This is a genomic window from Nonomuraea monospora, assembly GCF_039531895.1.
Lineage (GTDB): Bacteria > Actinomycetota > Actinomycetes > Streptosporangiales > Streptosporangiaceae > Nonomuraea > Nonomuraea monospora.
Genome location: NZ_BAAAQX010000001.1, coordinates 454,318 through 480,022, shown reverse-complemented (window position 1 = coordinate 480,022; position 25,705 = coordinate 454,318). Strand labels below are relative to the sequence as shown.

At 73.2% G+C, this 25,705-nt stretch carries 17 protein-coding genes; 8 read left to right on the top strand and 9 right to left on the bottom strand.

All coding sequences use genetic code 11. The annotated features are described in order from the left end of the window. Positions 1-147 precede the first annotated feature (147 nt). From ABD331_RS02215 to ABD331_RS02205, 3 genes are read left to right on the top strand one after another with little or no spacing between them, the layout of a single operon-like run. Positions 148-1,347, top strand: coding sequence for a hypothetical protein (locus tag ABD331_RS02215; RefSeq protein ID WP_344470474.1), 1,200 nt, complete (start codon positions 148-150; stop codon positions 1,345-1,347). After that, on the top strand, positions 1,347-2,603 hold the full coding sequence (locus ABD331_RS02210) for a hypothetical protein (RefSeq protein WP_344470473.1): 1,257 nt from the start codon (positions 1,347-1,349) through the stop codon (positions 2,601-2,603). Before ABD331_RS02215 ends, ABD331_RS02210 begins: the two co-directional genes overlap by 1 nt. Positions 2,604-2,644: 41 nt before the next feature. Continuing rightward, positions 2,645-6,151, top strand: coding sequence for a coiled-coil domain-containing protein (locus ABD331_RS02205; protein WP_425565911.1), 3,507 nt, complete (start codon positions 2,645-2,647; stop codon positions 6,149-6,151). A gap of 188 nt (positions 6,152-6,339) precedes the next feature. Here ABD331_RS02205 and ABD331_RS02200 read toward each other — a convergent pair whose 3' ends face one another. Continuing rightward, positions 6,340-7,923, bottom strand: coding sequence for a citrate synthase (locus ABD331_RS02200; RefSeq protein ID WP_344470471.1), 1,584 nt, complete (start codon positions 7,921-7,923; stop codon positions 6,340-6,342). A 79-nt stretch (positions 7,924-8,002) separates the two neighbouring features. Between ABD331_RS02200 and ABD331_RS02195 the strand changes: the two genes are divergently transcribed. Beyond that, positions 8,003-9,220, top strand: a complete 1,218-nt coding sequence (locus tag ABD331_RS02195) for a LeuA family protein (protein WP_344470470.1) — start codon at positions 8,003-8,005, stop codon at positions 9,218-9,220. Between the two features lie 3 nt (positions 9,221-9,223). Here ABD331_RS02195 and ABD331_RS02190 read toward each other — a convergent pair whose 3' ends face one another. Then, positions 9,224-10,567: an NAD(P)/FAD-dependent oxidoreductase gene (locus ABD331_RS02190; RefSeq protein ID WP_344470469.1), complete on the bottom strand. Its 1,344-nt coding sequence runs from the start codon at positions 10,565-10,567 to the stop codon at positions 9,224-9,226. 75 nt (positions 10,568-10,642) lie between these two features. Further along, positions 10,643-11,929: an MFS transporter gene (locus ABD331_RS02185; protein WP_344470467.1), complete on the bottom strand. Its 1,287-nt coding sequence runs from the start codon at positions 11,927-11,929 to the stop codon at positions 10,643-10,645. Between the two features lie 65 nt (positions 11,930-11,994). Here ABD331_RS02185 and ABD331_RS02180 point away from each other — a divergent pair, with 65 nt between their 5' ends. Together ABD331_RS02180 and ABD331_RS02175 are read left to right on the top strand one after the other, a co-directional pair. Beyond that, on the top strand, positions 11,995-12,660 hold the full coding sequence (locus ABD331_RS02180) for an HAD family hydrolase (protein ID WP_344470466.1): 666 nt from the start codon (positions 11,995-11,997) through the stop codon (positions 12,658-12,660). 118 nt (positions 12,661-12,778) lie between these two features. Further along, positions 12,779-13,408, top strand: a complete 630-nt coding sequence (locus ABD331_RS02175) for a RibD family protein (RefSeq protein ID WP_344470465.1) — start codon at positions 12,779-12,781, stop codon at positions 13,406-13,408. A 70-nt stretch (positions 13,409-13,478) separates the two neighbouring features. Here ABD331_RS02175 and ABD331_RS02170 read toward each other — a convergent pair whose 3' ends face one another. Genes ABD331_RS02170 through ABD331_RS02160 form a run of 3 tightly spaced genes read right to left on the bottom strand, consistent with a single transcriptional unit; the run spans position 13,479 to position 19,756 of the window. Further along, on the bottom strand, positions 13,479-14,369 hold the full coding sequence (locus ABD331_RS02170; protein WP_344470464.1) for an NAD-dependent epimerase/dehydratase family protein: 891 nt from the start codon (positions 14,367-14,369) through the stop codon (positions 13,479-13,481). A 26-nt stretch (positions 14,370-14,395) separates the two neighbouring features. Then, positions 14,396-18,646 carry an AAA family ATPase gene (locus ABD331_RS02165; RefSeq protein WP_344470463.1) on the bottom strand — a complete coding sequence of 1,417 codons (4,251 nt, stop codon included), beginning with the start codon at positions 18,644-18,646 and terminating at the stop codon, positions 14,396-14,398. After that, positions 18,647-19,756, bottom strand: a complete 1,110-nt coding sequence (locus ABD331_RS02160; protein WP_344470462.1) for an exonuclease SbcCD subunit D — start codon at positions 19,754-19,756, stop codon at positions 18,647-18,649. Between the two features lie 107 nt (positions 19,757-19,863). On the opposite strand from ABD331_RS02160, the gene ABD331_RS02155 reads away from it, so the two are divergent. Continuing rightward, the gene (locus tag ABD331_RS02155) at positions 19,864-21,357 is read left to right on the top strand and encodes an alpha/beta hydrolase family protein (RefSeq protein WP_344470461.1); all 1,494 of its coding nucleotides are present in this window, start codon (positions 19,864-19,866) and stop codon (positions 21,355-21,357) included. On the opposite strand, the gene ABD331_RS02150 is transcribed toward ABD331_RS02155, so the two are convergent. Together ABD331_RS02150 and ABD331_RS02145 are read right to left on the bottom strand one after the other, a co-directional pair. Further along, positions 21,330-22,259 (bottom strand): alpha/beta hydrolase, encoded by a 930-nt coding sequence (locus ABD331_RS02150; RefSeq protein WP_344470460.1) that lies wholly within the window; start codon positions 22,257-22,259, stop codon positions 21,330-21,332. The genes ABD331_RS02155 and ABD331_RS02150 overlap by 28 nt on opposite strands. A gap of 1 nt (position 22,260) precedes the next feature. Further along, positions 22,261-23,121, bottom strand: a complete 861-nt coding sequence (locus ABD331_RS02145; RefSeq protein ID WP_344470459.1) for a crotonase/enoyl-CoA hydratase family protein — start codon at positions 23,119-23,121, stop codon at positions 22,261-22,263. 170 nt (positions 23,122-23,291) lie between these two features. Between ABD331_RS02145 and ABD331_RS02140 the strand changes: the two genes are divergently transcribed. Further along, entirely contained in the window at positions 23,292-24,770 is a 1,479-nt protein-coding gene (locus ABD331_RS02140; protein WP_344470458.1) for an LCP family protein, read from the top strand. Between the two features lie 21 nt (positions 24,771-24,791). Here ABD331_RS02140 and ABD331_RS02135 read toward each other — a convergent pair whose 3' ends face one another. Then, positions 24,792-25,664, bottom strand: coding sequence for a TIGR03620 family F420-dependent LLM class oxidoreductase (locus ABD331_RS02135; RefSeq protein WP_344470457.1), 873 nt, complete (start codon positions 25,662-25,664; stop codon positions 24,792-24,794). Between the last annotated feature and the right edge of the window lie 41 nt (positions 25,665-25,705).

Genomic DNA, 25,705 nt, shown 5'->3' with positions numbered 1-25,705 from the left:
TGTACGACTAGGGAGCGTTGCGCCCCGGAATACCGGGGATCACCCTAGCGCCCGGACGTCCGTTACGTGTATGTACTGGCTGGTAGCCATGGGAGCGCCGGTGCGCGAGTTCCAAGAGTGTCGGTGCGAAGCCGTACCTTAGAGCCCGTGTCCGAACAGCCCCTGACCCTCGACTCCGTCCTCACCGACGAGGCGGTCCTGTCCACCTACCGCCGCATGTTCGCCGCGCTGGCCCGCGACAGCGGGGCGGTGGTCGACGATCCGGCCCTGGTCGACATCGCCGAGACGCTGTTCGCGGCGTTCGCGGAGGCGGGTGAGGAGTGGCTGACGCACGAGCAGATGCGCTTCGCCTGCCGCGCCTACCCCACCGACCAGTTCGACAACCGGCTGCGCGTGCTCAAGGGGCTCGGCGCGATCCGCGAGGTGTTCCCCAAGCCCAACCAGCTCCGCTACCGCGCCTCGTTCACCAGTGTGGTGGGGCTGATGTTCATCAGAAGGATGATGGACGACGGCGGCCAGTCCGAGATGCACCGGCTGCTCGCCCTCGAAGACCTCAACGTCGCCGACCCGCGCACCACGATGGAGGAGGCCAGGCAGAGCGCGCTCAACCTGGCGCGGGCGTTCCGGCTGTGGGCGCTGGAGCTGATCACGCTCACCACCGGCACCATCGAGGAGCTGCGCGAGCAGGCGCCCAAGCTGTGGGGCACCGAGGAGATCGCGCGGCGCGCGCAGGGCCTGCACGGCACGATCCTGACCCGCTGGCCCGAGCTCGACCGGGTCTGCACCGACCTGCGGGCCGCCATCTACGCCTACAGCGACGCCTCCCGCCGCGCCGCCGGCCGCCTGGCCGACTCGGCGGGCACCACCCGCAACCTGACGCTGCTGCCCACCGAGACGTGGCGGACGTTCACGCAGACCGCGTCCAAGGAGCGCCTCGCGGCCGTCCTCGACGGGTTCGTCTTCGACGCGCCCGCGCCCTGGCACGACCCCGCCGCCATCGCGCGCGCCGTGGACGAGGCGCCGCGGCCCGCGCCCGCCCAGCCCACTCCCCCGCGCTCCACGCTGCCCGACCCTGGCCCCGAGTCCTCGCTCGACTCCACGCCGGGCGCCGCGATCGAGCGGCTCACGCAGATGGCCGAGTCGCTGCTGGGCGACGCCTCGCGGGTGGCGCTCGGCGACGTGCTCGGCTCCGCCGACTGGGTCGCGGCCCGGCGCGTCCTGGCCGACCTGACCACCGTCGACCTGCGGCCCGAGCTGCCCTACCGGCTCACCTGGTGCGACGGGCTGAGCGTCGACCCCGACCGCGAGCCCGCCTGGCTCTCGCACGGCTACCTGGAGCGCAGCTGATGGACCAGCGACAAGCGGCCGTCTCCCACGCGCTGGTGCGCGCCCACGGGCCCGCCCGGCTCGGCGCCGGGGTGCTCGCCGCCCCCGGCATGATCCGGCTGACCAGGCCCGACTCCACCGGCGACGCCCTGCCGGTGTGGCCCGACGGGGTGACGCCGTCCCTGCTGGAGGAGCACCAGGTGGCGCCCGTGGCCGTGGAGCGGTCCGGCGAGACGCGGCGGGTGCTGGCGGCGGTGCTCAAGTGCTGCTGGACCGACCTGTCGGTCGATCCGTGGCCCGGCGACCCCGCGCCGGTCGAGCTGGTGCTCGACACCTACCGGGAGCTGATCGGACGTACCGACGACCTCATGCGCAACTGGGCCAGGGGCGCGCTGCGGCGGCTGCACGACTCCGCCTGGATCGTGATGGACGACGGGGTGGTGCTGCTCGGGCCGAGGTGCGCGCTGTGGCCGGTGGAGGCGCACGCGCAGCTCCAGGAGCTGGTGCGGCGGCTGCCCGAGCCCGAACGGGCGGCGCTGACCGTGGTGGGCGACGCCGAGATCGTCGCGGCGACGCGGCCGGCGGAGGTCCCGGCCGATCCGGTGGCCGGAGGGCGGGTCGAAGGCGGGGCGGCCGAGTTCGACGACCTGCTGGGCGGCTACGACGAGCGGCGGCGGGCGGAGCTGGTGGCGGCGTTCATGGTGGTCGAGCACGCGGCCGAGCCGGTGCAGGAGGCGCGCTTCGCCGCGCTGCGCGACCCGGCGCTGCGGCACACGCTGGGCGAGATGCTGGCCAGGCGCGGCCGTACGCTCATCCAGCACCGCGACCGCTGGACCTCCGGCTACGACGACGCCGTCGCCGGCGCCATCGCCACCCTCGACGCCGCCGGCACGCCCGGCCTGGCGCGCGAGCCGCTCGGCGTCGCCGAGCGGGCAGTGCTGACGCTCGTCCTCGTGCACTCCGTGGCCATCCCGCGCGCCGAGGGGCTGCTGCCGGAGGACTCGTGGCTGTCGCCGCACCCCACGCCGGTCGAGGAGCTGCGCCGGCACACCCAGCTCCCGATCGGCGAGCTGGAGTCCGCGTTCCGTACGCTGCGGCACGCGGGGCTGCTCGGCCAGGTGAAGGCGGGCGAGGAGGCCGGCGGCTACGTGCCGGGGCCGCAGTTCCACCGGCTCACGCCGGCGGCGCGGCGGCGGTTGCAGGAGGAGCTGATCCTGGCGGCGGGGCCCAACACCCCGCTCGCGGCGGCGGTGCTCGCCAGGAGATCGGCCCGATGAGGCTCAGGTTCGTGCTGGACGGAAGGGTTACGGGGGTTTAGGTGTCGCAGGTGGAGAACGTCGTCGGAGACCGGGTGCTGATCGCCATGCAGGCGGTCAACATCTCACGGCTCTCGACCCATCCGGTGCCCACCGTCCCCGGCACGCTCATCGTCGTGGCCGGTGCGGGGCCCAAGGACTCCAACGGGGCGGGCAAGTCTTCCTTCATCGCCTCCATCACGGCGCTGCTCGGTGACGAGCAGTGGCGTTTCGCGTCGGGGGCGAAGGCGGTGTCCGAGCTGCTGTTCAACGCCGAGCTGGCGAGCGGGGCGGGGGCGCGGCAGTGGGCCAGCGCCGATCACGGGTACATCGTGGGGGTGTTCGGGCCGCCGGGCATGAACGGCTTCGAACCGGCCCCTTCGGAGGAAGTGGTGGCGGACGGTGAGGAGTTGTTCGAGGTGCCCGACACCTCGGGCGGCGCGCTCACCGTCTGGCTGAAGGTCAACCAGGAGGCGCCGCACCTGGAGATCCGCTGGCGGGAGGGCGTGCACCTGGCGGCGTCCCCGTCCGAGGCCGAGCGGGTGGCGCGAGCCGACGAGATCTGGGCGTCACTGCCCAGGTCGGCCGGGCGCCGCGACGTCGTGGCCCGCGACCTGACCAAGGTCCTCTACGGCGACAAGGTCAGGTGCGTGTCGTTCCTGTCCACCTCCGTGCGCAGCAAGGTCGCCACCAACCTGCTCTCCCAGCCGCTCAACGAGATCTCCCCCGAGCGCGTCTTCGAGGCCATCGCCGCGCTCACCGGCCTGGACGCCGAGCTGGAGCAGGAACGCGAGGCCCGCCGCGACGAGCACGCCAAACGGGTGCGGGCCGCCCAGGCGGCGGACCGGCTGGCCGAGTTCGAGGCCGAGTCGAAGGCGCTGCTCACCACGTTCGACCGGCGGGACCAGGCGCGCATCCGGCTCGCCGACGCGCTGCGCTGCTGGCGCGGGCGGCAGGCGCGCAAGCTGGCGGACGCCGCGAGCAAGGACGACGCGCTGGCCGCCGACCTCGAACGCCACCGCGCCTCCGGCGAGGCCGCCTCCGAGGCGATCGCCCTGGTCAAGGCCGAGATCGCCACCCTGCGCGAGGACACCCTCGACCGCCAGGTCTCACAGGCCCGCAAGGACCTCTCGGCCATGCAGGCGCGCGCCGCCAAGCTCGACGCCGACCGCGCCGTCGCCGAGAACTCCGCCGACGAGCTGCGCGGGCTGATTCCCGCGCTGGAGGAGTCCCGGCGGTTCGCGGACGGGCGGGACGTGCCTGGGGCCGAGCGGGAGCTGGGCGAGGTGCGGCTGCGGCTCAACGAGGCACTCAAGGCGCTGGGCGTGGCCGACCAGGAGGTGGCCTCCGCGCAGGCCGCCCTGGACGATGCCGAGGGCGGGCCTGCGGCGGCCCAGCTCAACGCGCTGGCGGCGGCGGGGATCGGGGCCACCGGGCTGCTGGATGCGTTGGACGTGGCCGAACAGGCCCGCGACGCCGCCCACACGTCCCCGGGCTCCCGGCTGTCCGGTGCGGGCGCACGCCTGGGCGGCGGTTCCCGTGCGGGTGTCGGTACGGCGGCCCGCGCCGCTGCGGGTGTCGGTACGGCGGCCCGCGCCGCTGCGGGTGCTGGTGGCGGCGCCAGTGCGAGCGACGATGCCAGTGCGAGCGCCAGCGCCGGAACGGGCGTCGGTGCCGCTGGGGGCGCCGGTGCAGGCGCTGGCACTGATGCCGGTGCAGGCGTCGGTGCTGATACCGCCGCGGGCGCTGGTGCCGGTGCGGGCGTCGGTGCCGATGCCGTCGCAGGCGCTGGTGCCGGTGCGGGCGTCGGTGCCGATGCCGTCGCAGGCGCTGGCGCCGGTGCGGGTGATGGGCAGGCGCTGGGTGCGGCGCTCAAGGCGCGCTACGGCAAGGGGTCCGGCACCGCGCCCGAGGTGGCGTCCGAGGTGGCGTCCAGCGCGGCGTCCAGCGCGGGGTCCGGCAGCGTGCGGCTGGGTGGCGGGCTGGCGTTGGGGAAGCTGCGCGGGTGGCCGAACGAGCATGCCGTGATCGTGGACGCCGCCCACCTGGACGAGGCCGCCGCCGCCCTGGCGGAGCTGCCCGGGTCCGTGCTGGTCAGCGCGGCGGGCGTGAGCGTCGTGGGAGCGTTCGACGGGGTGGCGACCGGCCGGGAGGCCCGGATCAAGGCCGCCGAGCAGCGCCTCAACCGGGCCAAGGACGTTCAGGAGAGCGCGGCGCAGGCCGTACACGACGGAGAAGAGGCGGTCGCGCAGGCGCAGCGGCGGCTGGAAGGGGCCAGGGCCGGGGTGCGGCTGGCCGAGGTGGAGGCGAAGCTCGGCGAGCGGCGGGCCAGGCTGGGCGAGCTGAACGCCGCCATCGAGGAGCTGACACCGAAGGTCGCGGAGGCCGAGCGGCAGGCGGGGGCGCTGGACTTTCGCGCGCGTACCAGGGACATGGAGATCGAACGGCTGGAGGGACGCCGGCACCGGCACGAGTCGGAGCGGGCCCAGGCCCGCGAGCAGGAGGCGAAGGTCGGGACGGAGCGGGAGGCGCTCAAGCTCGACGCCTTGGCCGCCGACTGGGGCGGCACGGTGGAGACCGCCCGCGAGTGGCTGGAGGCGCTGCCGGAGGAGGAGCGGCCCAGGGCGGCCGAGGAGTGGTGGCGGGTCGCCGAACGCCACCTCGACCAGGCGTTGCGCGACACGTTCCCGTCGGAGGACGAGTCGGAGGTGCCGGAGGAGCTGCGGTTCCTGCTGAGCGAGCGGGAGGGCAGCACGGCGCGGGAGCAGGCGACGTTCTCGGCGGTGTGCGGGTCGCTGGCGTCGTACCTGCGGGGGCAGGAGGAGTACGAGCGGCACCAGCGGCGGCAGATCGAGGCGCAGATCGTCTCCCGCCAGCGGGACCTGTCGGCGGCGGCCAGGGGCGCGGAGGAGGCGGCCCAGTCGACGGCCGTGCACCGGGCGGCGCTGACGGCGGCCATCAAGGCGCGGCTGACGCGGGTGGCCGAGGAGTTCGACAAGCTCGACACCTCCTACGGCGGTTACGGCGCGACCCTCGAGTTCCCCGTGCCGCCGGCGCCCGCCGACCCGGAGCAGCGCTGGCAGTGGCGGGTGACGCCGAAGTGGCGGCGCGGCGAGGGGCAGGGGTTCGTGCCGTACAACCGTCGGGCCAACACGGCGCTCATGGACGAGAAGGCCGTCAAGCTGGTGTGCGCGGCGGCCATCGCGTCGTCCGGCGGCGGGCACCTGTGCCTCGTGCTCGACGAGCTGGGGCGCAACCTGGGCAAGGAGCATCGGCGGGAGGCGGTGGCGCTGTTCAGGAGGATCGGGGAGACGTACGGGATCACGGTGATCGGGGCGTTGCAGGACGACATGGAGCCGTACGCGATCGACGCCTGCGGGCAGTACATCAAGCTGCGGCGGTCGTCGGACGCGATGCCGTACAACGATCCGCCGGTGATCGTGGGGCATGATCAGCATGCTGAGAGGGTTCGGGCGTTGGCGGCGTACGTGGATCGGGGCACGCCCGCGCCTGCGCCGGCGGTCGTGTGAGCGGGCGTGCGGGGCGCCTCTCAGGCACGCTCGCGCCTCCGCACGCCCGCAGCTCAGGCACCCCCGCATCTAAGGCATGCCTGGATCTCAGGCCGGTCACGCCTCCGCGCCTCGATCCTGGGCACGCCTGCGTCTCGGCACGGCCGTACTCCTACAGGCGTGCCGAAGCGCGGCGGGCGCGTGCGGTCTTACTTGATCGGGGGGCCGGTGTAGGAGGCGCGGAGGCGGAGGAGGGCGCCGCGTTCGTACTCCTCCATGGCGTGCGCCAGCCACCCCGCCACCCTCGCCACCGCGAAGATCGCCTCCCCGGCGCCCGGCACCATGCCGCTGACGGCGGAGAGGGTGGCCAGGGCGAAGTCGATGTTCCGGTCGGGCAGCCGGCGGCGGCGCATCTCCGCCAGCACGGCCTCACCGGCGGCGATGCGCCCGTGCCCCGGTGCGGCCCGCTTGACCAGGTCGTGCAGGACGGCGCCGCGCCCGTCGCCGTTCTTGTAGACGCTGTGGCCGAAGCCGGGGATGCGTTCGCCGCGCCGCACCCGTTCGGCGACGGCGCGGGCGGCGTGGCGCGGCTCGGCGATCTCGGCGAGCAGGCGTTCCGCGCCGTACGACGCTCCGCCGTGCAGGGGGCCGCCCAGGACGCCGAGGCCGGTCAGCACGACCGCGTACGGGTCGGCCTTGGCCGAGGCGGCCACCCTGGCGGCCAGCGTCGAGGCGGCCAGCTCATGGTCGGCGAGCAGTACCAGGGCGGCTTCCAGGGCGGTGAGCAGGGGCGGGGTGGGCGGGTGCGGGCACAGGCGGGACCACAGGCGTTCGGCGATCGAGTCGCCCTGGGGGTCGGTCAGCGGGGGCAGGGCGTCCACCAGGCCGGAGATCAGGCGGCGGGCGGTGGCGGTGACCGAGGCCGGGTCGAGTTGGAAGCGGAGGGTGTCGGAGGCGCCCAGGACTGTGGTGATGACCTGGAGGCGGTCGAGGGGGAGGAGGTCGTCCGGTAGGCCGCGCTGGGCGGTGATGGCGGCGCGCAATCCCTCGTCGGGCTCGCAGCGCCACGGCTCGCCACCCCGTTCTCGGCGCGTGGTCGTGCTCGGCACGCTGCCCCGTTCTCGGTGCGTGGTCGTGCTCGGCACGCTGCCCCGTTCTCGGTGCGTGGCCGTGCTCGGCTCGCTGTCTCCTTCTCGCTGCGTGATCGTGCTCGGCTCGCTGCCGCCTTCTCGCTGCGTCTTCGTGCTCGGCTCGCCGCCCCGCTCCGTGCGCTTCGTTGCGCTGGGCGTGCTGGTGTGGCCTGCGGGCGTCGTCACGGCCGGCTCGTTGGTGGAGGAGGCACGCAGCGTCACGCTCGGCTCCGTCCCTGAGTCGCCGCCCCGCGCCGCGTCTGAGTTGGCGCGCGTGTGCGCATCCGGGTCGTCGGCGCGCCCTGCAGACGTCGTCGCGCCCAGGGCCCCGCCTGCGTGCCAGACGGCCGGGTCGCCGGTCCACAGCCACTCCGCGACCGTCTCGAACGAGGCCGTCCCCGCCAGCGTCAGGACATCGACCCCCCGGTAATAGGGCCGATCCACGCCAAGCGCCGTGACGGCCGACTCGATGACCAGCTCCGGCGGCTGGCTGCGGGGCCGGCCGCGGCGGGCGAGGCGTTCGATCTCCTCGGCCGAGAAGAGGCTGCGCCGCCCGTCCTCACCGTGCCGCCGCCGCAGCACCCCCCGGCTCACGTACGCGTACAGCGTGGCGGGCTTGACGCCCAGCCGTTCCGCCGCCGTGGCCGCGTCGATCCACTCCACCGCCGCCCAGCCCTTCCGAAGCCATGGTTGACGAAAATCAATATTGATCCACGTTGAACGAGCGTGTCAACGTGAGGACATGCCAAAAGTTCACTTCCTCGACGTCACCAACCGGGACGGCGTGCAGACCGCGCGCACCGGCCTGTCGAAGTTCGGCAAGACCATGGTCAACTTCTATCTGGCCAAGCTCGGGGTGGCGCAGTCCGAGATCGGCTTCCCGTTCCTCTTCCACGAGGTTCCGTACGTCCGGGCGCAGGTGGCGCTGGCGGAGGCCGGGGCGTTCGGGGAGCTGAGGCTGTCCGGGTGGTGCCGGGGGGTGGCGCAGGACGTGGAGAAGGCGGCGCCGCTCGGGCTGAAGCACTACAACCTGTCCATCTCGACGTCCGACTACATGATCCAGAACAAGTTCCGCGGCCGGCTGGACAGGGACGCGATCATCAGGGAGATGACGGCGGCGGTACGGGTGGCCAAGGGCGCGGGGGCGCTGACCGTCGGGGTGAACGCCGAGGACGGCTCACGTACGGATGACGGGTTCCTGCTGGAGTTCGCGCTGGCGGCCAAGCAGGCGGGCGCCGACCGCGTACGTTACTGCGACACCATCGGCGGCGACACCCCCGACCGGATCCGCGAGCGCTTCGCCAAGCTGGCCGCCGCCACCGCCATGCCGGTCGAGACCCACTGCCACAACGACCTCGGCATGGCCGTGGCCAACTCGGTGTCGGGCGCGCTCGGCGACCTCGACGCCGGGCAGGACGCGTGGATCAACACCTGCGTGAACGGCGTCGGCGAGCGTTCCGGCAACGCCGACCTGCTGTCCACGATCCTGGCCTTCCGGCACGGGTTCGGGCTGGAGTCCGCGCAGATCGGGGACGCGCTGAACCTGGAGTGGGCTCGCCGGTTCGGGTTGTGGGCGAGTTATGCGCTGGGGCAGCCGCTGCCGTACAACCAGGTGGGGGTGGGGCGGAACGCGTTCGCGCACGAGTCGGGGATCCACGCCGACGGTGCGCTGAAGGATCATGGCAACTACGAGCTGTACGACGAGGCGACGCTGGGCCCGTTCCCTGAGGACTGGCACGCGCGGCCGGGGCGGGTGGTGCTGACCGGCGAGTACGGCGGGAAGGCCGGGTTCCGGCACGTGATGGAGGGGCTGGGGGTGGAGGTGGCCGATGAGGAGGCTTCGTTCCGGCTGGTGCAGCTCTGCAACGCGATGACGGGCAGGCCGCTCACGGACGACGAGTTGCGCCTGATCGCGGCCTACCCGCGGGAGTTGTCGCTGATGTTCCCTGGTTATGAGTGACTCTCACGCGGCCGGGGCCTGACGAGCGTCCGAACCGGCCGGGCGGATGGCCGAGTCGGCCACCGCCTGGCGGAAGTCCTCGTCCGCGTGCTCGATGGCCTCCAGCCGCACCGTCTCCCGCCGGAACACCCCCGCCAGCAGCCAGTCGGCCAGCACCGCGGCCTTGTGCCGGGCGGTCGGCACCCACCCCAGGTGGTAGGCCCGGTGCGCCAGCCACCCCAGCACCCCGGTGAGCCTGATCCGGTACACCTGCGCCACCCCCTGGTGGTGGCCGAGCCCGGCGACCGAGCCGAGGTAGGCGTGCCGGTACGGCTTGAGCCGCCGCCCCCGCACGTACGCGACCAGGTTCCGCCCGAGCAGCTTGCCCTGCCGCACCGCGTGCTGGGCGTTGGGGGCGGTGTACTCGCCGGGCCGGGTCAGGTCGGGCACGGCGGCGCCGTCACCGGCGGTGAACGCGTCCTCGACGCCCTGGACCGTCAGGTACTCGGTGGCGAGGAGCCGCCCGGTGCGGTCCACCGGCAGGCCGCTGGCGGCGGCGAGGGGGCTGGGCCGGCCGCCCGCCGCCCACACGAGGGTGCCTGCGTCGATCTCGGTCCCGTCCGAGAGCACGGCCACCCCGCCGGCGAGCGAGGTGAGGCGGGTGCCGAGCCGCACGTCCACGGCGCGCTCGCGCAGCGCGCCGACGGTCCAGCGGCCGAGGTCGGCGTGCAGTTCGGGCAGGATGTGGTCGTTGGCCTCGACGAGGGTCCAGCGCAGGTCGGCGGGCTCGATGCCGTCATGGTAGCGGACGGCCTCGTCGGCCAGGCCCTGCATCTCGGCCAGCGCCTCCACGCCGGAGAACCCGCCTCCGACGACCACGAACGTCAGCGCCCTGCGGCGGATCCGCTCGTCGTCGGTCGAGGCGGCGGCGGCGAGCTGAGCGAGCACCCGGTTGCGCAGGTGCACGGCCTCGCCGATGCTCTTGAAGCCGACGGCGTGCTCGGCCAGGCCGGGGATGGGCAGCGCGCGGGTGATCGAGCCGGCCGCCATGACGAGGATGTCGTACGCGATCGTCCTGGCCGGGCCCTGGACCGGCTGGAACTCGGCGCTGCGCGCCTCGTGGTCGACTCGGGTGACGCGGCCGGTCAGCACCCGCATGCCCTTGAGCACCTGCCCGAGCGGGGCGGCCACGTGGCGCGGCTCGATCGAGCCGCCGACCGCCTCGGCGAGGAACGGCATGTAGGTCATGTAGCCGCGCGGGTCCACCACGGTGACGGCCGCCTCGCCTGAACGGACGAGCTTGCGTAGCCCCATGGCCACGTACATGCCGACATATCCGCCACCGACGATCAGGATCTGCTTCCCCATTGCCCCGTCTCCTTTCGGGTTCTTCACCCCATGGACGGGACAGCGCCGCCGTTCGTGACACGTTCCGGCGAAAAGTTAGAGTTCGCGGTCGCCGGTCTCCGGCAGGGCGAGGACGCACAGCAGGCTCAGCACCGCCATCGCGGAGACGTACCCGCCGATCGCCATCACACCCAGCCCGCCGGCCTGCATGCCGGTGGCCACGAGCGGCGGCACGGCGCCGCCGAGCACGCCGCCGAGGCTGTAGGCGACGGACGCGCCGCTGTAGCGGTACTCGGTCCTGAACAGCTCCGGCAGGTACGCCCCCATCGGCCCGAAGATGAGACCCATGAGCGCGAGCGCCCCGGCCAGCGCCAGCCCGACCAGCACGATCGAGCGGGTCTCCATCAGCGGGAACATCACCAGCCCCCACACGATCGCCGCGACCGTGCCCCAGATGAGGGTGCGGCGGCGGCCCAGCCGGTCGGACACCAGGGCCGAGGCGACGGTCCCGGCGGCCATGAACACGACGCCGACCATGGTCAGCGCGAGCATCGTGGTGCGCGGGATCTGCAGGGTGTCGGTGCCGTAGGCCAGGCAGTAGGTGGTGGCGGTGTAGAAGAGCGTGTAGGCGATGGTCATGGCGCCGGCGCCGAGCAGGACGCGCCGCCACTGGTGGCGCATGAGGCCGGCGAACGGCACCTTGGCGATGCGGCGCTGGTCCATGGCCTGCTGGAAGACGGGGGTCTCGGAGATCTTGAGCCGCACGTACAGGCCGACGATCACCAGCAGCAGGCTCGCCACGAACGGCAGCCGCCAGCCCCAGCTCTCGAACTGCCCGTCGCTCAGCGTCGCGCCGAGGATCAGGAACAGCCCGTTGGCCACGATGAACCCGGCCGACGGGCCGAGCTGCGGGAACATCGCGTACAGGCCGCGCTTGCCGGGCGGGGCGTGCTCGGTGGCCAGCAGCGCCGCGCCGCCCCACTCGCCGCCGAGGCCGATGCCCTGCGTGAAGCGCAGCAGCACCAGCAGGACGGGCGCGAGCACGCCGATCGAGGCGTAACCGGGCAGCAGGCCGATCAGGACGGTCGACAGCCCCATCACCAGCAGCGAGACGACCAGCATGGACTTGCGGCCGACCCGGTCTCCCCAGTGCCCGAACACGGCCGAGCCGAGCGGCCGCGACAGGAACGCCACGGCGAACGTCGAGAAGGACGCGAGCGTGCCCGCCACGGAGTCCATCTTGGGGAAGAACGCGGTGTTCAGGACCAGGGCCGCGGCGGTGCCGTAAATGTAGAAATCATAGAATTCGATCGCGGTGCCGATGAGGCTGGCCGCCGCGACCCGCGAGCGGCTGGGCGCCGTGGCCTGGGGGGAAGTCGTCATGGTGTTTGTCTCACTATGCGGACGAGCGTCTTGTGAAGCGATACACAGACGCTACCACCTGCGCAATGTCACGTATCACCTTGCAGGAGGACGCAAAAGTGGCCGTCGATCTCGTGATCTTCGACTGTGACGGGGTGCTGGTCGACAGCGAGCCCATCTCCGTACGCGTCGGCACCGCCGCGCTGCGGCGGCTCGGCTGGGACATCGACGAGACCGAGTACGCCGAACGCTTCGTGGGCTGCACGAACGAGTACTGGGCCGAGCAGATCGGCCAGACCCCGCCCGGCTGGCGCGAGCAGGTCAACGCCGACTACGTCGCCGCCGTCACCGCCGAGCTGTGCACGGTCCAGGGCATCGAGACGGCGCTGGAGCAGCTGTCCATCCCCTTCTGCGTGGCCTCCAACGGCCGCCACCGCACCATCCGCCGCAGCCTGGAGCTGACCGGGCTGTCGCACCTGTTCGACGGGCGGGTGTTCAGCGCCGAGGACGTCGCCAAGGGCAAGCCTGAGCCCGACCTGTTCCTGCACGCCGCCGCCACCATGGGGGCCGAGCCCGGACGCTGCGTGGTCGTGGAGGACAGCCCGTTCGGCGTCACGGCCGCGATGCGGGCGGGCATGCGCTGCCTGGCCTTCGCCGGCGGCCTCACCCCCGCCTCCCGCCTGACGGGCCTGGGCGCGACGCTCTTCCACGACCCGGCCAAGCTGCCCGACCTGATCGCCGCCCTCGACTGACCCGCCCCGCCCCGGCCTGATCGCCGCCTGCCACTGACGCGCGCCGCCCGGCCTGATCGCCACCGTCCGCTGACGCGCGCCGCTCGGCACAGGCCGCCGCGCCACGTACCGTGAGGCCATGCCTTCAGGTACGCAACGTCCCTACGTGGTGGCCCACGTCGCTGTGTCCGTTGACGGGGCTACCACGGGATTCCAGCCTGACGTCACCAGGTTCTACCAGCTCGCCCAGACCTGGAAGGAAGACCTCACCCTCGCGGGGGCCGACACCGTCCTCGCCCAGGAGCAGGCGCTGACCGCCGCCGACCACCCGGGCCCGGCCCCCGACGGCCCGCTGCTGGCCGTGGTGGACGGGCGCGGCCGGGTCAGCCAGTGGGAGGCGCTGCGCACGTCCGGACACTGGTGCGACGTCGTGGCCCTGCACTGCCGCGACACCCCCGCGCGCCCGGCCGACCGGCCGGTGCGCGAGCTGGTCACGGGCGCCGGCCAGGTGGACCTCGCCGACGCGCTGCACCTCCTGGTCCGCGACGACGGGGTGGGCGTCGTCCGGGTGGACAGCGGCGGCAGGCTCATCGGCGCGCTGCTGGCCGCCGGGCTGGTGGACGAGGTCAGCCTGCTCGTCCACCCGTTCCTGGCCGGCGAGCACGCCACCCGCTTCTGGTACGGCGACCGCCCCGCCGCCGCGCCCCTCACCCTCATCACCGCTCAGAGCCTGCCGGACGGCCTCGTCTGGCTGCGCTACCACCCCTGACCGGCCGCGCTGCACCAGCACCCTGACTGGCTGCGCCGCGCCACCACCCCTGACCGGCCGCGCCGCGCCATCACCCCTGAGGGGCGCGGCTGCGGCCGTCCTCGTCCAGGTAGTCGCGCCACGACCGCTTCGGCGCCCAGCCCAGCAGGCGGTGCGCCTTGGCGCAGGAGATGCCCGACGCGTCAGGACGGGCCAGCGGCCGCAGCTCGATCCGGTCGCCGAAGTGCCGGCGCAGCTCGGCGGCGAAGTCGTGCCCGCCCGCGTTGTCCGGCGAGGCGATGTAGAACACCTCGTGCCCCGGCAGGTCCGACTCGGCGGCCAGCACGATCGCGTCCGCCAGGTCGTACACGTCGATGTAGCTCCACAGGCCCGCGCCGACCACGGAGCTGTCGCGCACCTGCGGGCCGAGGTTGCGCTCGTAGTTGCCCTCGTGCTGCACCCAGCTCGGCCGCAGCGAGACGCACCGGATGTCCGAGCGGCGCACCGCCGCGTCCATGAGCTGCTCGCCGAAGTGCTTGGCCAGCGCGTACGGGTCCTGCGGCCGGATCGGGTGCTCCTCGTCCACCGGCGCGTAGTCGGGCAGGAACGGCCGCTCGGCGAAGAAGAACCCGGGCACCGTCTCGCTGGAGATGTTCACGAACCGCGCGACGCCGAACCGCACCGCCGCCTCGATCATGTTGAACGTCGCCATCAGGTTGTTCTGGAACACCACCTGCGGCGCGTTCGCCGTCGGATCGGGGATGGCCGCCGCGTGCACCACCGCCTCCGCCTCACGGACGACGGCGAAAGCCTGGCCCGCGTCCGTCAGGTCCGCCTGCACGTAACGCGGCTCGTCCGGCTCGTGCCGCTCCCAGACCGGGCGCGTCAGATCGGTGGCGGTCACCTCGTGACCCGCCGCGACCAGGGCGCTGACGGCCGCCCTGCCGACCTTGCCATGGGCTCCGGTGACGACGACGCGCATCGATGGCTCCTCGGGGGTTGTTGTTGTCAGACTCCCACGGCTCTGAGTGTGGAGCCCGTACGGGTCTTGGTCACCTTGAGCTGCGCCGTGATCCGCGACCGCAGCTCCGCCACGTGGCTCACGATGCCCACGGCCCGGCCGCCGTCGCGCAGCCCGTCGAGGATGTCGAGCACGCCGTCGAGCGTGTCCTCGTCGAGTGTGCCGAACCCCTCGTCCACGAACAGCGTGCCCAGCTCCGCGCCGCCCGCCTCCGCCGTGACGACGTCGGCCAGCCCCAGCGCCAGCGCCAGCGAGGTGATGAAGCTCTCCCCGCCGGACAGCGTGGCAGGATCGCGGTCCACGCCCGTCCACCCGTCGGCCACCCGCAGCCCGAGCCCGCCACCGGCCCTGGCCCGCGAACCCGCCGTCTTGCGCAGGTCGTGCCGCAGCAGATACCGGCCGCCCGACATGTGGTCGAGCCGCTCGTTGGCCGCCGCCACCACCTGCCGCAGCCGCTCCCCCAGCACGAACGACGACAGGCTCATGCTCCACTGGTTGTCGCCCGAGGTGCCGCTGGCCAGCGCCGCCATGCGCTCCGCCAGCCGGTGCCGCTCGGCGGCGGGCAGCCAGCCCTCGATCCGGGCCGACAGCTCGCCGTGCAGCTCCTCCAGCCGCCGCGCCCGCGCCCGCGCCCGGTCACGCGCGCTGGCCAGCCTCGTGTACGCCTGCTCCAGCCCGTCACGCTCGGCCCCGATCCCCGCCAGGTCCGGCGCCGGCTCGGCCGCCGCCGCGATCAGCTCGGGGTCGGCCAGCACGCTCATCACGGCGGCGTGCTCGTCGTCCAGCCTGCGCAGCAGCTCGGCCTTGCTCTCCCGCTCGGCCACGCTCCTGAACGCCGCCTCCGCCTCCCGCACGTCGCCGAACCCGGCCTCGTCCGCCGCCTCCTCGGCCGCCCGCTTCGCCCGCTCCAGCTCCTCCCTTGCCGCAACCGCCGCCTGCGTCGCCTCCAGCGCCTCCCGCAGCAGCTCCGCCTCGTCGTTCAGCCTCGACAGGCGGGCGGTCAGGGTGGCGTCGCCGCCCCGCGCCGCATCCAGCCGCGCCGTCAGCCTGCCCGCGTCGCCGCTCAGCTCCTCATGCCTGGTACGTCCCGCGGCCAGCCTCGCCGTCACCCTCCGGCTTCGTTCCTCCAGCTCCTGGCGTTCCCGCTGCAGGGCCGACGCCTCGCCGGCCAGCGTCCGTTCCCTGCCCGCGGACGACTCCAGGCGCCGCAGCTCACGCTCGGCAGCGGCCAGCACCCGCTCCCCGTCCACCTCACCGGACCAGCGACCAGCAGCCCCCTCCCCCTCGCCGAGCCCCGCCCGGCCCTCCGCACCGGCCTGGGCCCCTGGCCCGCTCGCCGCACCCGCCTGGGCCCCTGGCCCGCTCGCCACGCCAGCCGGGGCGCCTGACCTGTTCGCCGCAGCTTCGGGGGCGGGTTCCACGGCGTCCAGCCGTTCCGCCGCCCCGCCGGTCGCCGCTGCCATCAGCCCGCCACCGACGCCCGCCACCGCTTCGGGCGTGCCTGCCTGCTCGACGCCCGCCACAGCTTCGGGCGTGCCCGCCTGCCCGGCACCGGCCGCCGCTCCCAGCGCGCCGTCCCGCTCGACGCCCGTCGCCGCTCCCAGCGTGCCCGACTCCGTGAGCTGCCGCCGGACGCGCGTACGTTCAGACTCCAGGTGCCGCTGGTGCGCACGGGCGGCGGCGAGGGTCTCGGCGATCTCCCTGGCCTGGTCGCGAACGCGTTCACGCTCGCCCTCGACCCGCTCAACCGCGGCCACCAGCCCAGGCTCCCGATCCGCCACCCCCTGCAGCCGGAACACCTCCTGCGAGGCCGCCTCCACCCGCTCCTCCGCCGCCACCACGTCAAGCCCACCGGTGGCCTCCACCGCGTCGGCGTGCCGCGACTCCAGCGACGCCAGCGTCCGCTCGGCGGCCTCACGCTCGGCCAGCGCCGCCTCATGCGCGCCCTCGGCCTCGCTCTCGTCATCGGCGGACGGCGCGCTCTCGGCGGGCGCGGCCGGATGCGGGTGGTGCTCGGAGCCGCAGACCGCGCACGGCCGCCCGTCGGACAGGTCGCGCGCCAGCTCGGCCGCCATGCCGTCGATGCGAGCCTGCCGCAGGTCGAGCCAGCGTTCGCGCAACGCCTGCGCCTGATCCACGAGCACCTGGTGCGCGGCGACGGCCGCCTCCAACTCGGCGGCCAGCGCTTCCCGCCGGTGGGCGGCGTCCAGGGCGGCTCTGGCGGCGTCGAGGCTCGCGGTCGCGGCGGGGATGGCCGCCGCCTGGGCGCGTACCTCGGCCAGGGCGGCGCCGGCGTCCGCGAGCCGTGCGGGCAGCTCGGCGTCGGCGGCGGCCACCTCGGCCTCGCGCTGCGCCAGCGCGTCCAGCTCCACGGCCAGCCTGGTCAGCTCGACGTCGATCTCGATCAGGTGGGCGGCGGCGTCGCGGACGGCCCGTGCGGCCGGGATCCTGGCGGCGTCCACCCGTGTTTCGGCGAGCCTGGCCTCCGCCTGCTCGATGAGGCCGGGGAGCACGGCCAGGCGGGCGGCCATCGTTTCGTCGGCGCGTACCAGGTCAGCCAGTTCCTGCTCCACCCGCAGCAGGTCCCGCCGTACCACCGACAGCCTGGCCTCCTCGGTGAGGAGTTCGGACAGGCGGGCGATCTCGTCCTGCCTGCGCCGCTCCAGGGCGGCCAGCTCGGCCACGGACGGCTCCCCCGCGCCCGGCCCAATCACGGACGGCCCAGTCCCGGACGGCCTCATCGCGGACGTCCCGGTCCCGGACGGCCTCATCCCGGACGGGTCGGTCCCGGACGGGTCGGTCCCGGACGGGTCGGTCCCGGACGGGTCGGTCCCGGACGGGTCGGTCCCGGACGGGTCGGTCCCGGACGGGTCGGTCCTGGACAGGTCGGTCCCGGACGGGTCGCCGGGGTTCTGGTTCGAGGTCGGGCGGGTGGTGGGGAGGAGGAGGAGGCGGGCGCGGGCGAGGGCGTCGGCGGCCAGGGTGCGGGCCTTGGTGGCCGCCTCTGCGCGCTGGCGGGCGGCCGTGACGAGCGGGACCACGCGGTCCGCTCTGGCGGCGTCGTCGAGGATCGCTTGCAGGTCGGCCCGTTCGTCCGCGCGCTCGTCGAGGGTGCGGCGCAGGGTGAGCGCCTCGGCGTGGCGGCGCTGGCGGTCGGCCAGCGCGGCGGCCCGCTCGAAGCGCGTCCGCGCCGCCCGCAGCTCCTCGCCTGCCGCCGCGTGCTCCTCGTCGGCTCGCTGCACGACGGCACGTGCGGCGTCCAGCAGGGCTCCCGCCCAGCGCAGGGGGTCGGTGTCCGGCGTCGGCACCTCGTCGTCCGCCCCGCCGCCGTCTTGAGAGGCACCGGACGGGCTCGCCTGCACCGCAGCAGACACGTCGAAGAGGGCCGCCGGCTCCCCGGCAGCGGCCACGACAGCAGGCGAGGCTGCGGCCGAGGCGGCAGGGGACGCGGCGGCCGACGCGGCGGGCGAGGTGGTGGGTGGGGTGGTGGGTGGGGTGGTGGGTGGGGTGGTGGGTGGGGTGGTGGGTGGGGTGGTGGGTGGGGTGGTGGTCAGGAGGGTGGGGAGGTCGTCGCCGGCCACCTCCTCAACGCGCTTGACCGCGAAGTCCACCTCCTGCCGAAGCTCCTGCGCCTCCCGCCAAGCCAGCTTCCGATGCTCCGCCAGCCAAGACTCAGCAGCCGTGAACACCTTCACGCTGAACAACCGCTCCAGCAGTTTCGACCGCTCATCCCCATCAGCCCGCAGAAACCGCGCGAAATCCCCCTGAGGCAGCATGGCCACCTGGCAGAACTGGTCGGCGTTCATCCCGAGCAGCCCGCCCACCAGATCACCGGCCTCGTCGAGCCGCGTGGTCAGCCCCTGCCAGTCGCCCCCCTGCCACTCCGACAGCACGACCTTGGACTTCTCCTCGGTGACCCCCGACCCGCGCAGCTTGGGGCGCAGCCACGCCGGGGAGCGCTGGATGCGCAGTAAACGCCCCCGGAGGGTCACCTCCAGCGTGACCGAGGGCCCCACGGTGGGCGGGGCGTGGTCGCAGCGCAGGCTGCGGGCGCTGTTGCGCTGCCCCGGCACCTGCCCGTAGAGGGCGAAGCACAGGGCGTCGAGGATGGTGGTCTTGCCCGCGCCGGTCGGCCCGTGGACGAGGAAGAGCCCGGCCGCCGAGAGGGCGTCGAAGTCGACCGTCTCGGTGCCGGGGAAGGACCCGAACGCCGTGAGCGTGAGCCTGTGCGGCCGCATCTACGCCATCGTCTCCTTCACCCTGGACGCCTCGATGGCCTGTCTTAGCAGGTCTTCCTCCTCGGGTGCGGCAGGCTCGCCGCGTACCTCCCGAACGAAGTCGAGCGCGACCTCCGCCTCGGGCCGCCCGTTCAGGCGGACGGGCTGGGCGGCGGGGGCGCCGCCGGCCGGGTCGAAGGAGAGGGCGAGGGTGTGGGGGAAGCGGGCGCGCAGCCGGTCCATGGCGGATTTCGGGCGGACGGCGTCGGTGAGGACGACCTGCAGCCAGTGGTCCTCGTAGGCCGTGTAGGCGGGCAGGGTCAGCAGGTCTTCCAGCTCGCCGCGCAGCCGGCCGACCGGGCGGGGCACGGGAGCGGGGACGAACTCCGCCCCCTCCCCCAGCGTGACCAGCCACGACCCCTTGAGGTGGCCCACCTCGGAGAAGGAGTAGGCCAGCGGCGAGCCCGAGTAGCGCACGGTGTCCGACATGCGCTGCCGCCCGTGCAGGTGGCCGAGCGCCACGTAGTCGACCCCGTCGAAGGCCTGCAGCGGCACGTGCGCCACCCCGCCGACGCTGATGTCGCGTTCGCTGTCGCTGGCCTGCCCGCCCGTCACGAAGCAGTGGGACAGCACCACCGACGCCCGGTGCCGTACGGCGTCGGCCCTGATGCGCGTCATCGCGTGCGAGACGGCGGCCGTGTGGCTGCGGTCGGGCAGCTCCCACGCGGCCCGCACCAGCTCGGGCTCCAGGTAGGGGATGCCGTAGAAGGCGACGCCGTCGATCAGCACCGGCTCCCACGACCGGTCGGGCCAGGTGCGCACGTGCACCCCGGCCGCCTCGAACAGCTCCGAGCCGAACCGCAGCCGCAGCGCCGAGTCGTGGTTGCCGCTGATCAGCACCACCCGCGCACCGGCGCCGCGCAGCCGCCCGAGCGCGTCGTCGAGCAGGGCGACGGCATCGACCGGCGGCAGGGCGCGGTCGTAGACGTCGCCGGCGACCGCCACCACGTCGACCTGCTCGGCCCGCACCGTCTCCACCAGGTGATCGACGAACGCCGCCTGCGCCGCGAGCAGGCTCTCCCGATGGAAGGAGCGGCCGAGGTGCCAGTCGGAGGTGTGCAGGATCCGCATGTCGCAGGAAGCTAACATGTCTCACCGACAAATGAGGTACCTCCAGTCCCACACGCCGGGAGTAGGCTGGAAGATCAGCGGGCAAACCAACGCACATGGGGAGGCCAATGCGCACTGGCCGTGGCACGTTGAGCGTCGCCGCCGGTCTGGTGCTGGTGGCTCTCGCTTCGGTCGGATACGTACTGCCACCCGCGTTCGACCCACCGCCGCTCAAAGCCGATCCAGCCTTCCAGTCGATCCCGGCGCAGCCGGGCGGCGAGCTGAAGCCTGTGGTGGCGGCCGGTCCCGTCCGCAGCGAGGAGATCTCGATCCCGGCGGAGGCTCAGCGGCTGGAGGGCACGCTCCGGCTGCCGGTCACCCCTGGGCGGCATCCGGCGATGGTGTTCGTGTCGGGCTCGGGCAACGGCTCGCGCACCGAGTTCACGCCGCAGGCGGAGTTCCTGGCGAAGGCGGGCGTGGCGACGATCGCGTTCGACAAGCGCACGATCGGCTACAACTTCCGCGACCGCGACTTCGGGCTGCTCGCCGACGACGCGCTGCGCATGGTGGAGTACCTGCGCACGCGCCCGGAGGTGGACCCGGCGCGCGTCGGCATCTGGGCCGTCTCGGAGGGCGGCTGGGTGGCGCCGATCGCGGCGGCCAAGAGCTCGGCGGTCGGGTTCATGGTGCTGGTGTCCTCGCCGAACGTCTCCCCGCTGCGCCAGGTCGCCTGGGCGCTGAACGAGCAGCTCCTGCGGCTGCGCGCCCCCATCGGCGCCCGCGACCTGCTGACCAGGGCGATGGGCGGGGTCGGCTTCGACTTCCTGCGCTACGACGCGATGCCCGCGTTAAGCCAGGTCAGGCAGCCGGTTCTGGCGTTCTACGGCACCACCGACCCGTCGATCCCCTTCGTGGAGTCCACCAAGGCCCTCATCACCGCCATGCACAAGGCGGGCAACGACGACTACACGATCCGCTTCATGGCCAACGGCGACCACGCCATGCGCGTCAAGGGCGGCCCCTTCACCAAGGGATACCTGGAGACCCTCGCCAACTGGATCAAGGGCCTGCCCGGCACGGCCCGCCCCGCCGTGCACATGGCGGGCGCCACCCCCGTCCAGCGGTTCGAGGCCAGCGACGTGCCCGCCGCCCCCTGGTACGCGGGCGGCACGATGCTCGGCCTGACGATCTGCCTGGCCGCCGTCGGCTACGTGGCCGGCCCCGTCGCCGCCGTCCTCGTCCGCCTGCGGCACCGCAACCACACCCCCGCCGAGACGAACGCCAGGCTGTGGCCGCCGATCAGGCGCCGGCTGAGCCGGATGGCATGGACGGCGCTCGGGCTGCTCGCCTCGGTGGTGGCGTTCATCACGCTGCTGGTGATGTTCTCGGTCAACCAGGCGGGCGCCTGGCCCGCCGTGCTGGCGGGCTGGCTGGTCGTCCGGCTGCTGGCCGTGCTGATGCTGATCCAGGAGGTCACGGCGGTGGCGGCGTACGTGTCGGCGCTGCGCGAGGGCCTGCAGCCGAGCCGGTGGCAGCACGTGACGGTCGGCGGCGTCCTGGGCGGCACCGGCCTGCTGCTGGTGGCGGCGGCCTACTACGGCTTGTTCTCGTTCCCCTGGTAGACGAAGGCGTTCATCCAGCGGTCCAGCTCGGCGAAGACCTGCTTGCGCGCGGGCTCGGCCGACAGCACCAGGTCGTGCAGGCCGTCGGGGATCCGCACGCACGTCACGTGCGGCCCGAGCGAGGTGGACCAGCGGGCGATGTGCGCGGGGTCGAGCACGATGTCGGCCGAACGCGCCTCCGGCACGAAGTCGCGTACCCGCAGCCCGGTGGAGGAGGCCAGCACCAGCACCGGCACGTCCACCGCCAGGCCCTGGTGCAGCCGCCGCTGCGCCCGCCGGATCGCGGCCAGCCACATGGCGTGCACCGAGAAGCCGCCGAGCGGCTTGAGCTCCAGGTCGTAGTCCCATTCGCCCTGCTCGCTGCGGTGCAGCGTCTGCCCGTAGACGGTGCTGGAGCCGAGCGGCAGCGCCCGCCGCGTGTACGACAGCGGCGTCCTCAGCAGGTCGGCCGCCAGCCGCAGCGGGGCGGGCACGTTGAGGTCGAAGAACGGGCTGTTGAGCACGAGCCCCTGCACCAGCCCCCGGCCACGGACCCGGTCGGCCCACAGCGGCGCGATCAGGCCGCCCGTGGAGTGGGCGTTGATCGTCACCTCGTCGTGGTCGCGGCGGATGAGCCGCACCGCCTCGTCGATCTCGGGGAAGTAGTCGGTGACGCTCCTGACCAGGCCCCTGGTCTGGTGCGGCAGCAGCGAGCGGCCGTACTTGCGCAGGTCGAGCGCGTAGAAGTCGATGCCGCGCTGCACGTAGTGGTCGGCCAGGTGGTCCTGGAAGAAGTAGTCGGTGAACCCGTGCAGGTAGAGCGCGGCGCGGCGCGACGCGGCCTCGGCCCTCCTGCTCACCAGCGTCGCCACGACCTGGCCCTCGAAGTCGTCGGGCATGGGCAGCACGGTGATCTCGTACATGCTAGACACGATAGGGATCGTCGGGCCACGACGGCACACCGGGCGGCAGATCCTGGCTGACTTTCATCGGGAACTCGGCCTGCCGCTTGTCCAGGAACGCCGTCACGCCCTCCACCGAGTCGGCCGCGCCGCCCAGCTCGGCCATGAGCCGCGAGTCGGCGGCGTGCGCCTCCCAGGGCGAGGACGCCGACAGGCCCGACCACATCAGCCTGCGGATGGCGGCCACGGAGACGCCCGAGGTGTTGTCGGCGATCTCGCGGGCCAGCGCGTACGCCGCCGGCAGCAGCTCGTCAGGCGGATGGACGCGCGAGACCAGCCGCCCTTCGAGCGCCTCCGAGGCGGGGAAGACCCGGCCGGTGGCCGCCCACTCCATGGCCTGGGCGATGCCCACGATCCTGGGCAGGAACCAGCTCGACGCCGCCTCGGTCACGATGCCCCGCCGGGCGAACACGAACCCGAAGCGGGCCGTCTCCGACGCCAGCCGCACGTCCATGGGCAGCGTCATCGTGACCCCGACCCCCACGGCCGGTCCGTTGATCGCGCCGATGACCGGCTTGAGCGATCGGGCGATGCGCAGCGCGACCGTTCCGCCGCCGTCGCGCGGGGCGCCATCGACCGTCTCGCCCTCGCCCCGGTGCCCGAATGTGCCGCCTCCGCCGCCGAGGTCGGCGCCGGCGCAGAACGCCCGGCCCGCCCCTGTGACGACCACCGCGCGCACCTCGTCGTCGGCGTCGGCGAGATCGAAAGCCTCGATCAACTCCCCGCGCATCGTAAAGGTGAACGCGTTGAGCCGCTCGGGACGCTTCAATGTGACGGTGGCGATGCGATCGGTCACCCCGTACTCGATCTCCGTGAAGGCCATGCCCCGAATCTTATTCGGTTACTGATGTTCACCCTCCGATAAAGACATATTTCGTATCTGATGCATAGGCTGCCGCCTCTATGGGAGCCTGAGGCGACCGCACCCAGGCGGTTCACCGCAGGTTTCCGAGTTTGCGCCTATGGTGGAGTTCGCGGGGAAACGGGGAAGGCGTGCGGCAGGCTAAGGAACCACTGAGCGCCGGAGCGGTCCTCGGGTGGCTGGTGCTCGCGGCACTCGCACCCGGGGCCGCCCATCTGCGTGCCGGTTGGCGCAGGACCGGCCTCACCCTCATCTCCGTCTACGCAGCACTCCTCCTGGCCGTGCTCGCGGTGGCCCTCACCGTCGACATCGGCACCCTGGCGGGCTCCGCCACCCAGAACTCCTCGCTCATCGCCATCATGGTCGGCGCGATCGTGCTCGGGCTGGCCTGGTTCGCCCTCATCGTGCACTCGTTCGTGGTGCTGCGGCCCGGCAGGCTCGCCCAGTCGGGGCAGATACTCACCGGCACCGTCGCCGGGCTGCTCGCCGTCGTCGTGATCGTACCGTTCGGCTACGCCGCCCAGTTCGCCCAGACCTCGCGCGAGGCGATCGGCGCCATCTTCCAGACCCCCGAGAACGAGGGCGAGAGCCCCGCCCCCGACCCCAAGCCGGAAGACCCCTGGTCAGGCCGCGACCGCGTCAACATCCTGCTGCTCGGCGGCGACGCCGACGACAACAGGATCGGCGTCCGCACCGACAGCATGAACCTGGCCAGCATCGACGTGAAAACCGGCAACACCGTCCTGTTCAGCCTCCCCCGCAACCTGGAAGACGTGCGCTTCCGCCCAGGCACCGCGATGGCCCGCCGCTTCCCCAACGGCTTCGACCTGCCCAAGGACGCCAACGGCGGCTCCAGCGACCTGCTCAACAGCGTCTGGGAGTACGCCGACGCCCACCCCGAGATCTTCGGCGGCAAGCAGCACCAGGGCCCCAAGGTCCTCATGGACACGATCGGCTACACCCTCGGCCTCGACGTCGACTGGTACGCCCTGGTCAACATGTGGGGCTTCGCCCGCCTCATCGACGCCATCGGCGGCGTCACCATCACCGTCGAGCAGGACGTCGTCTTCGGCAAGTACAACGAGGGCCTGGTCAAGGCCGGCACGCGCAGGCTCAAGGGCGCCGACGCCATGTGGTACGCCCGCTCGCGCACCTACAGCGACGACTACACCCGCATGCGCCGCCAGCGGTGCGTGCTCGGCGCCATCCTGAACCAGGCCGACCCGGCGACGGTGCTCACCAGGTTCAACCGGATCGCGCTGGCCACCAAGGAGCTGATCAGGACCGACATCCCCCAGACGTGGCTCCAGCACCTGGTGCCGCTGGCGCTGAAGGTGAAGAACGCCGAGGTCACGAGCGTGCAGTTCGTGCCGCCGCTGATCAGCACCGGCTACCCCGACTGGGAGAGGATCCGCGAGATCGCGGCCAAGGCGGTGCGCGACTCGTCCCGCACGGGCGCTGCCGTCGCCGCCTCGGCCTCCCCCTCCTCCGCCCCTTCGTCCTCGGTCTCCCCTTCGCCGAAGAAGAGCAAGAAGCCCGCGAAGGAGACCGGCGACGACCCCACGAAGGGGCTCACCGAAGGGTGTGGCAGCTCGTCCGCCAAGGGCTGACCCCGCCCTTTACGTTGTAGATCACAACAGCGCCCCGGCCAGCCGCCGCCAGTGCGGCATCGCGGACGCGCCGGGCTCCAGCACCTGGACGCCGACGTGGTCGGCGCCCGCGTCGAGGTGGTCGTGCAGCTTGCGGGCGATCGTGTCGAGGTCGCCCCACACCACCAGGTCGTCCACCAGCCGGTCGCTGCCGCGCCCGCCGTCGATGTCCGCCTCGGTGTAGCCGAGGCGGAGGAACTTGGCGATGTTGTACGGCGTCGTGAAGTACGGGTGCAGGTGCTCGCGCGCCACCTCCCGCGCCCTGCCGGGGTCGCTCTCGAAGAGCACCGCCTGCTCGACGCCGAGGAACGGCCCCTCCCCGAGGGTCTGCCGCGCCTGCTCCGTGTGCCGCACCGTCACGTGGTAGGTGTGCGCGCCGTCGGCCCGGTCGCGCGCCAGCTCCAGTATCTTCGGCCCGTACGCCGCCAGCACCCGCCGCATCCGGCCCCGTGGCACGGGAACGGCGCCGGCCGCCGCGTCCATGGCGTCCAGGTAGTCGCCCATCGCCCGCAGCGGCTTGACGCCCGGCCGCTGCTCGCCGCCGAAGCCCAGGCCGAGGAGGTGGCGGCCGGGGTAGGCGTCGGCCAGCAGGGTCGCGGCGCTCTGCGTCCACCGGGGCTCGCGGGACCAGATCTGCGCGATGCCGTTGACGACCTTGATCCGCTCGGTGCTGGACAGCAGGAAACCGGCGTGCGTCATGGCCTCGCGCCCCTGCAGCTCGGGGACCCAGATCGCCTGCCAGCCCAGCTCCTCCAGCTCCTGGACGGACTCGCGCATCGCGCTCGCCGGCAGATTGTCGAAGTCGAACGTCCAGACCCCGAAGCGGCCCAGCTCCAGGCCTTCGATCGCGCCCATGTCTCCTCCATCGACATATCGCATATTTTCGATATGACACT

Coding starts and splice junctions, on each gene's coding strand:
- ABD331_RS02210 (WP_344470473.1), top strand. CDS start 1,347: ATGGACCAGCGACAAGCGGCCGTCTCCCACGCGCTGGTGCGCGCCCAC.
- ABD331_RS02190 (WP_344470469.1), bottom strand. CDS start 10,567: ATGGGGAAGCAGATCCTGATCGTCGGTGGCGGATATGTCGGCATGTAC.
- ABD331_RS02195 (WP_344470470.1), top strand. CDS start 8,003: ATGCCAAAAGTTCACTTCCTCGACGTCACCAACCGGGACGGCGTGCAG.
- ABD331_RS02175 (WP_344470465.1), top strand. CDS start 12,779: ATGCCTTCAGGTACGCAACGTCCCTACGTGGTGGCCCACGTCGCTGTG.
- ABD331_RS02180 (WP_344470466.1), top strand. CDS start 11,995: ATGTCACGTATCACCTTGCAGGAGGACGCAAAAGTGGCCGTCGATCTC.
- ABD331_RS02170 (WP_344470464.1), bottom strand. CDS start 14,369: ATGCGCGTCGTCGTCACCGGAGCCCATGGCAAGGTCGGCAGGGCGGCC.
- ABD331_RS02135 (WP_344470457.1), bottom strand. CDS start 25,664: ATGGGCGCGATCGAAGGCCTGGAGCTGGGCCGCTTCGGGGTCTGGACG.
- ABD331_RS02160 (WP_344470462.1), bottom strand. CDS start 19,756: ATGCGGATCCTGCACACCTCCGACTGGCACCTCGGCCGCTCCTTCCAT.
- ABD331_RS02150 (WP_344470460.1), bottom strand. CDS start 22,259: ATGTACGAGATCACCGTGCTGCCCATGCCCGACGACTTCGAGGGCCAG.
- ABD331_RS02185 (WP_344470467.1), bottom strand. CDS start 11,929: ATGACGACTTCCCCCCAGGCCACGGCGCCCAGCCGCTCGCGGGTCGCG.
- ABD331_RS02155 (WP_344470461.1), top strand. CDS start 19,864: ATGCGCACTGGCCGTGGCACGTTGAGCGTCGCCGCCGGTCTGGTGCTG.
- ABD331_RS02145 (WP_344470459.1), bottom strand. CDS start 23,121: ATGGCCTTCACGGAGATCGAGTACGGGGTGACCGATCGCATCGCCACC.
- ABD331_RS02165 (WP_344470463.1), bottom strand. CDS start 18,646: ATGCGGCCGCACAGGCTCACGCTCACGGCGTTCGGGTCCTTCCCCGGC.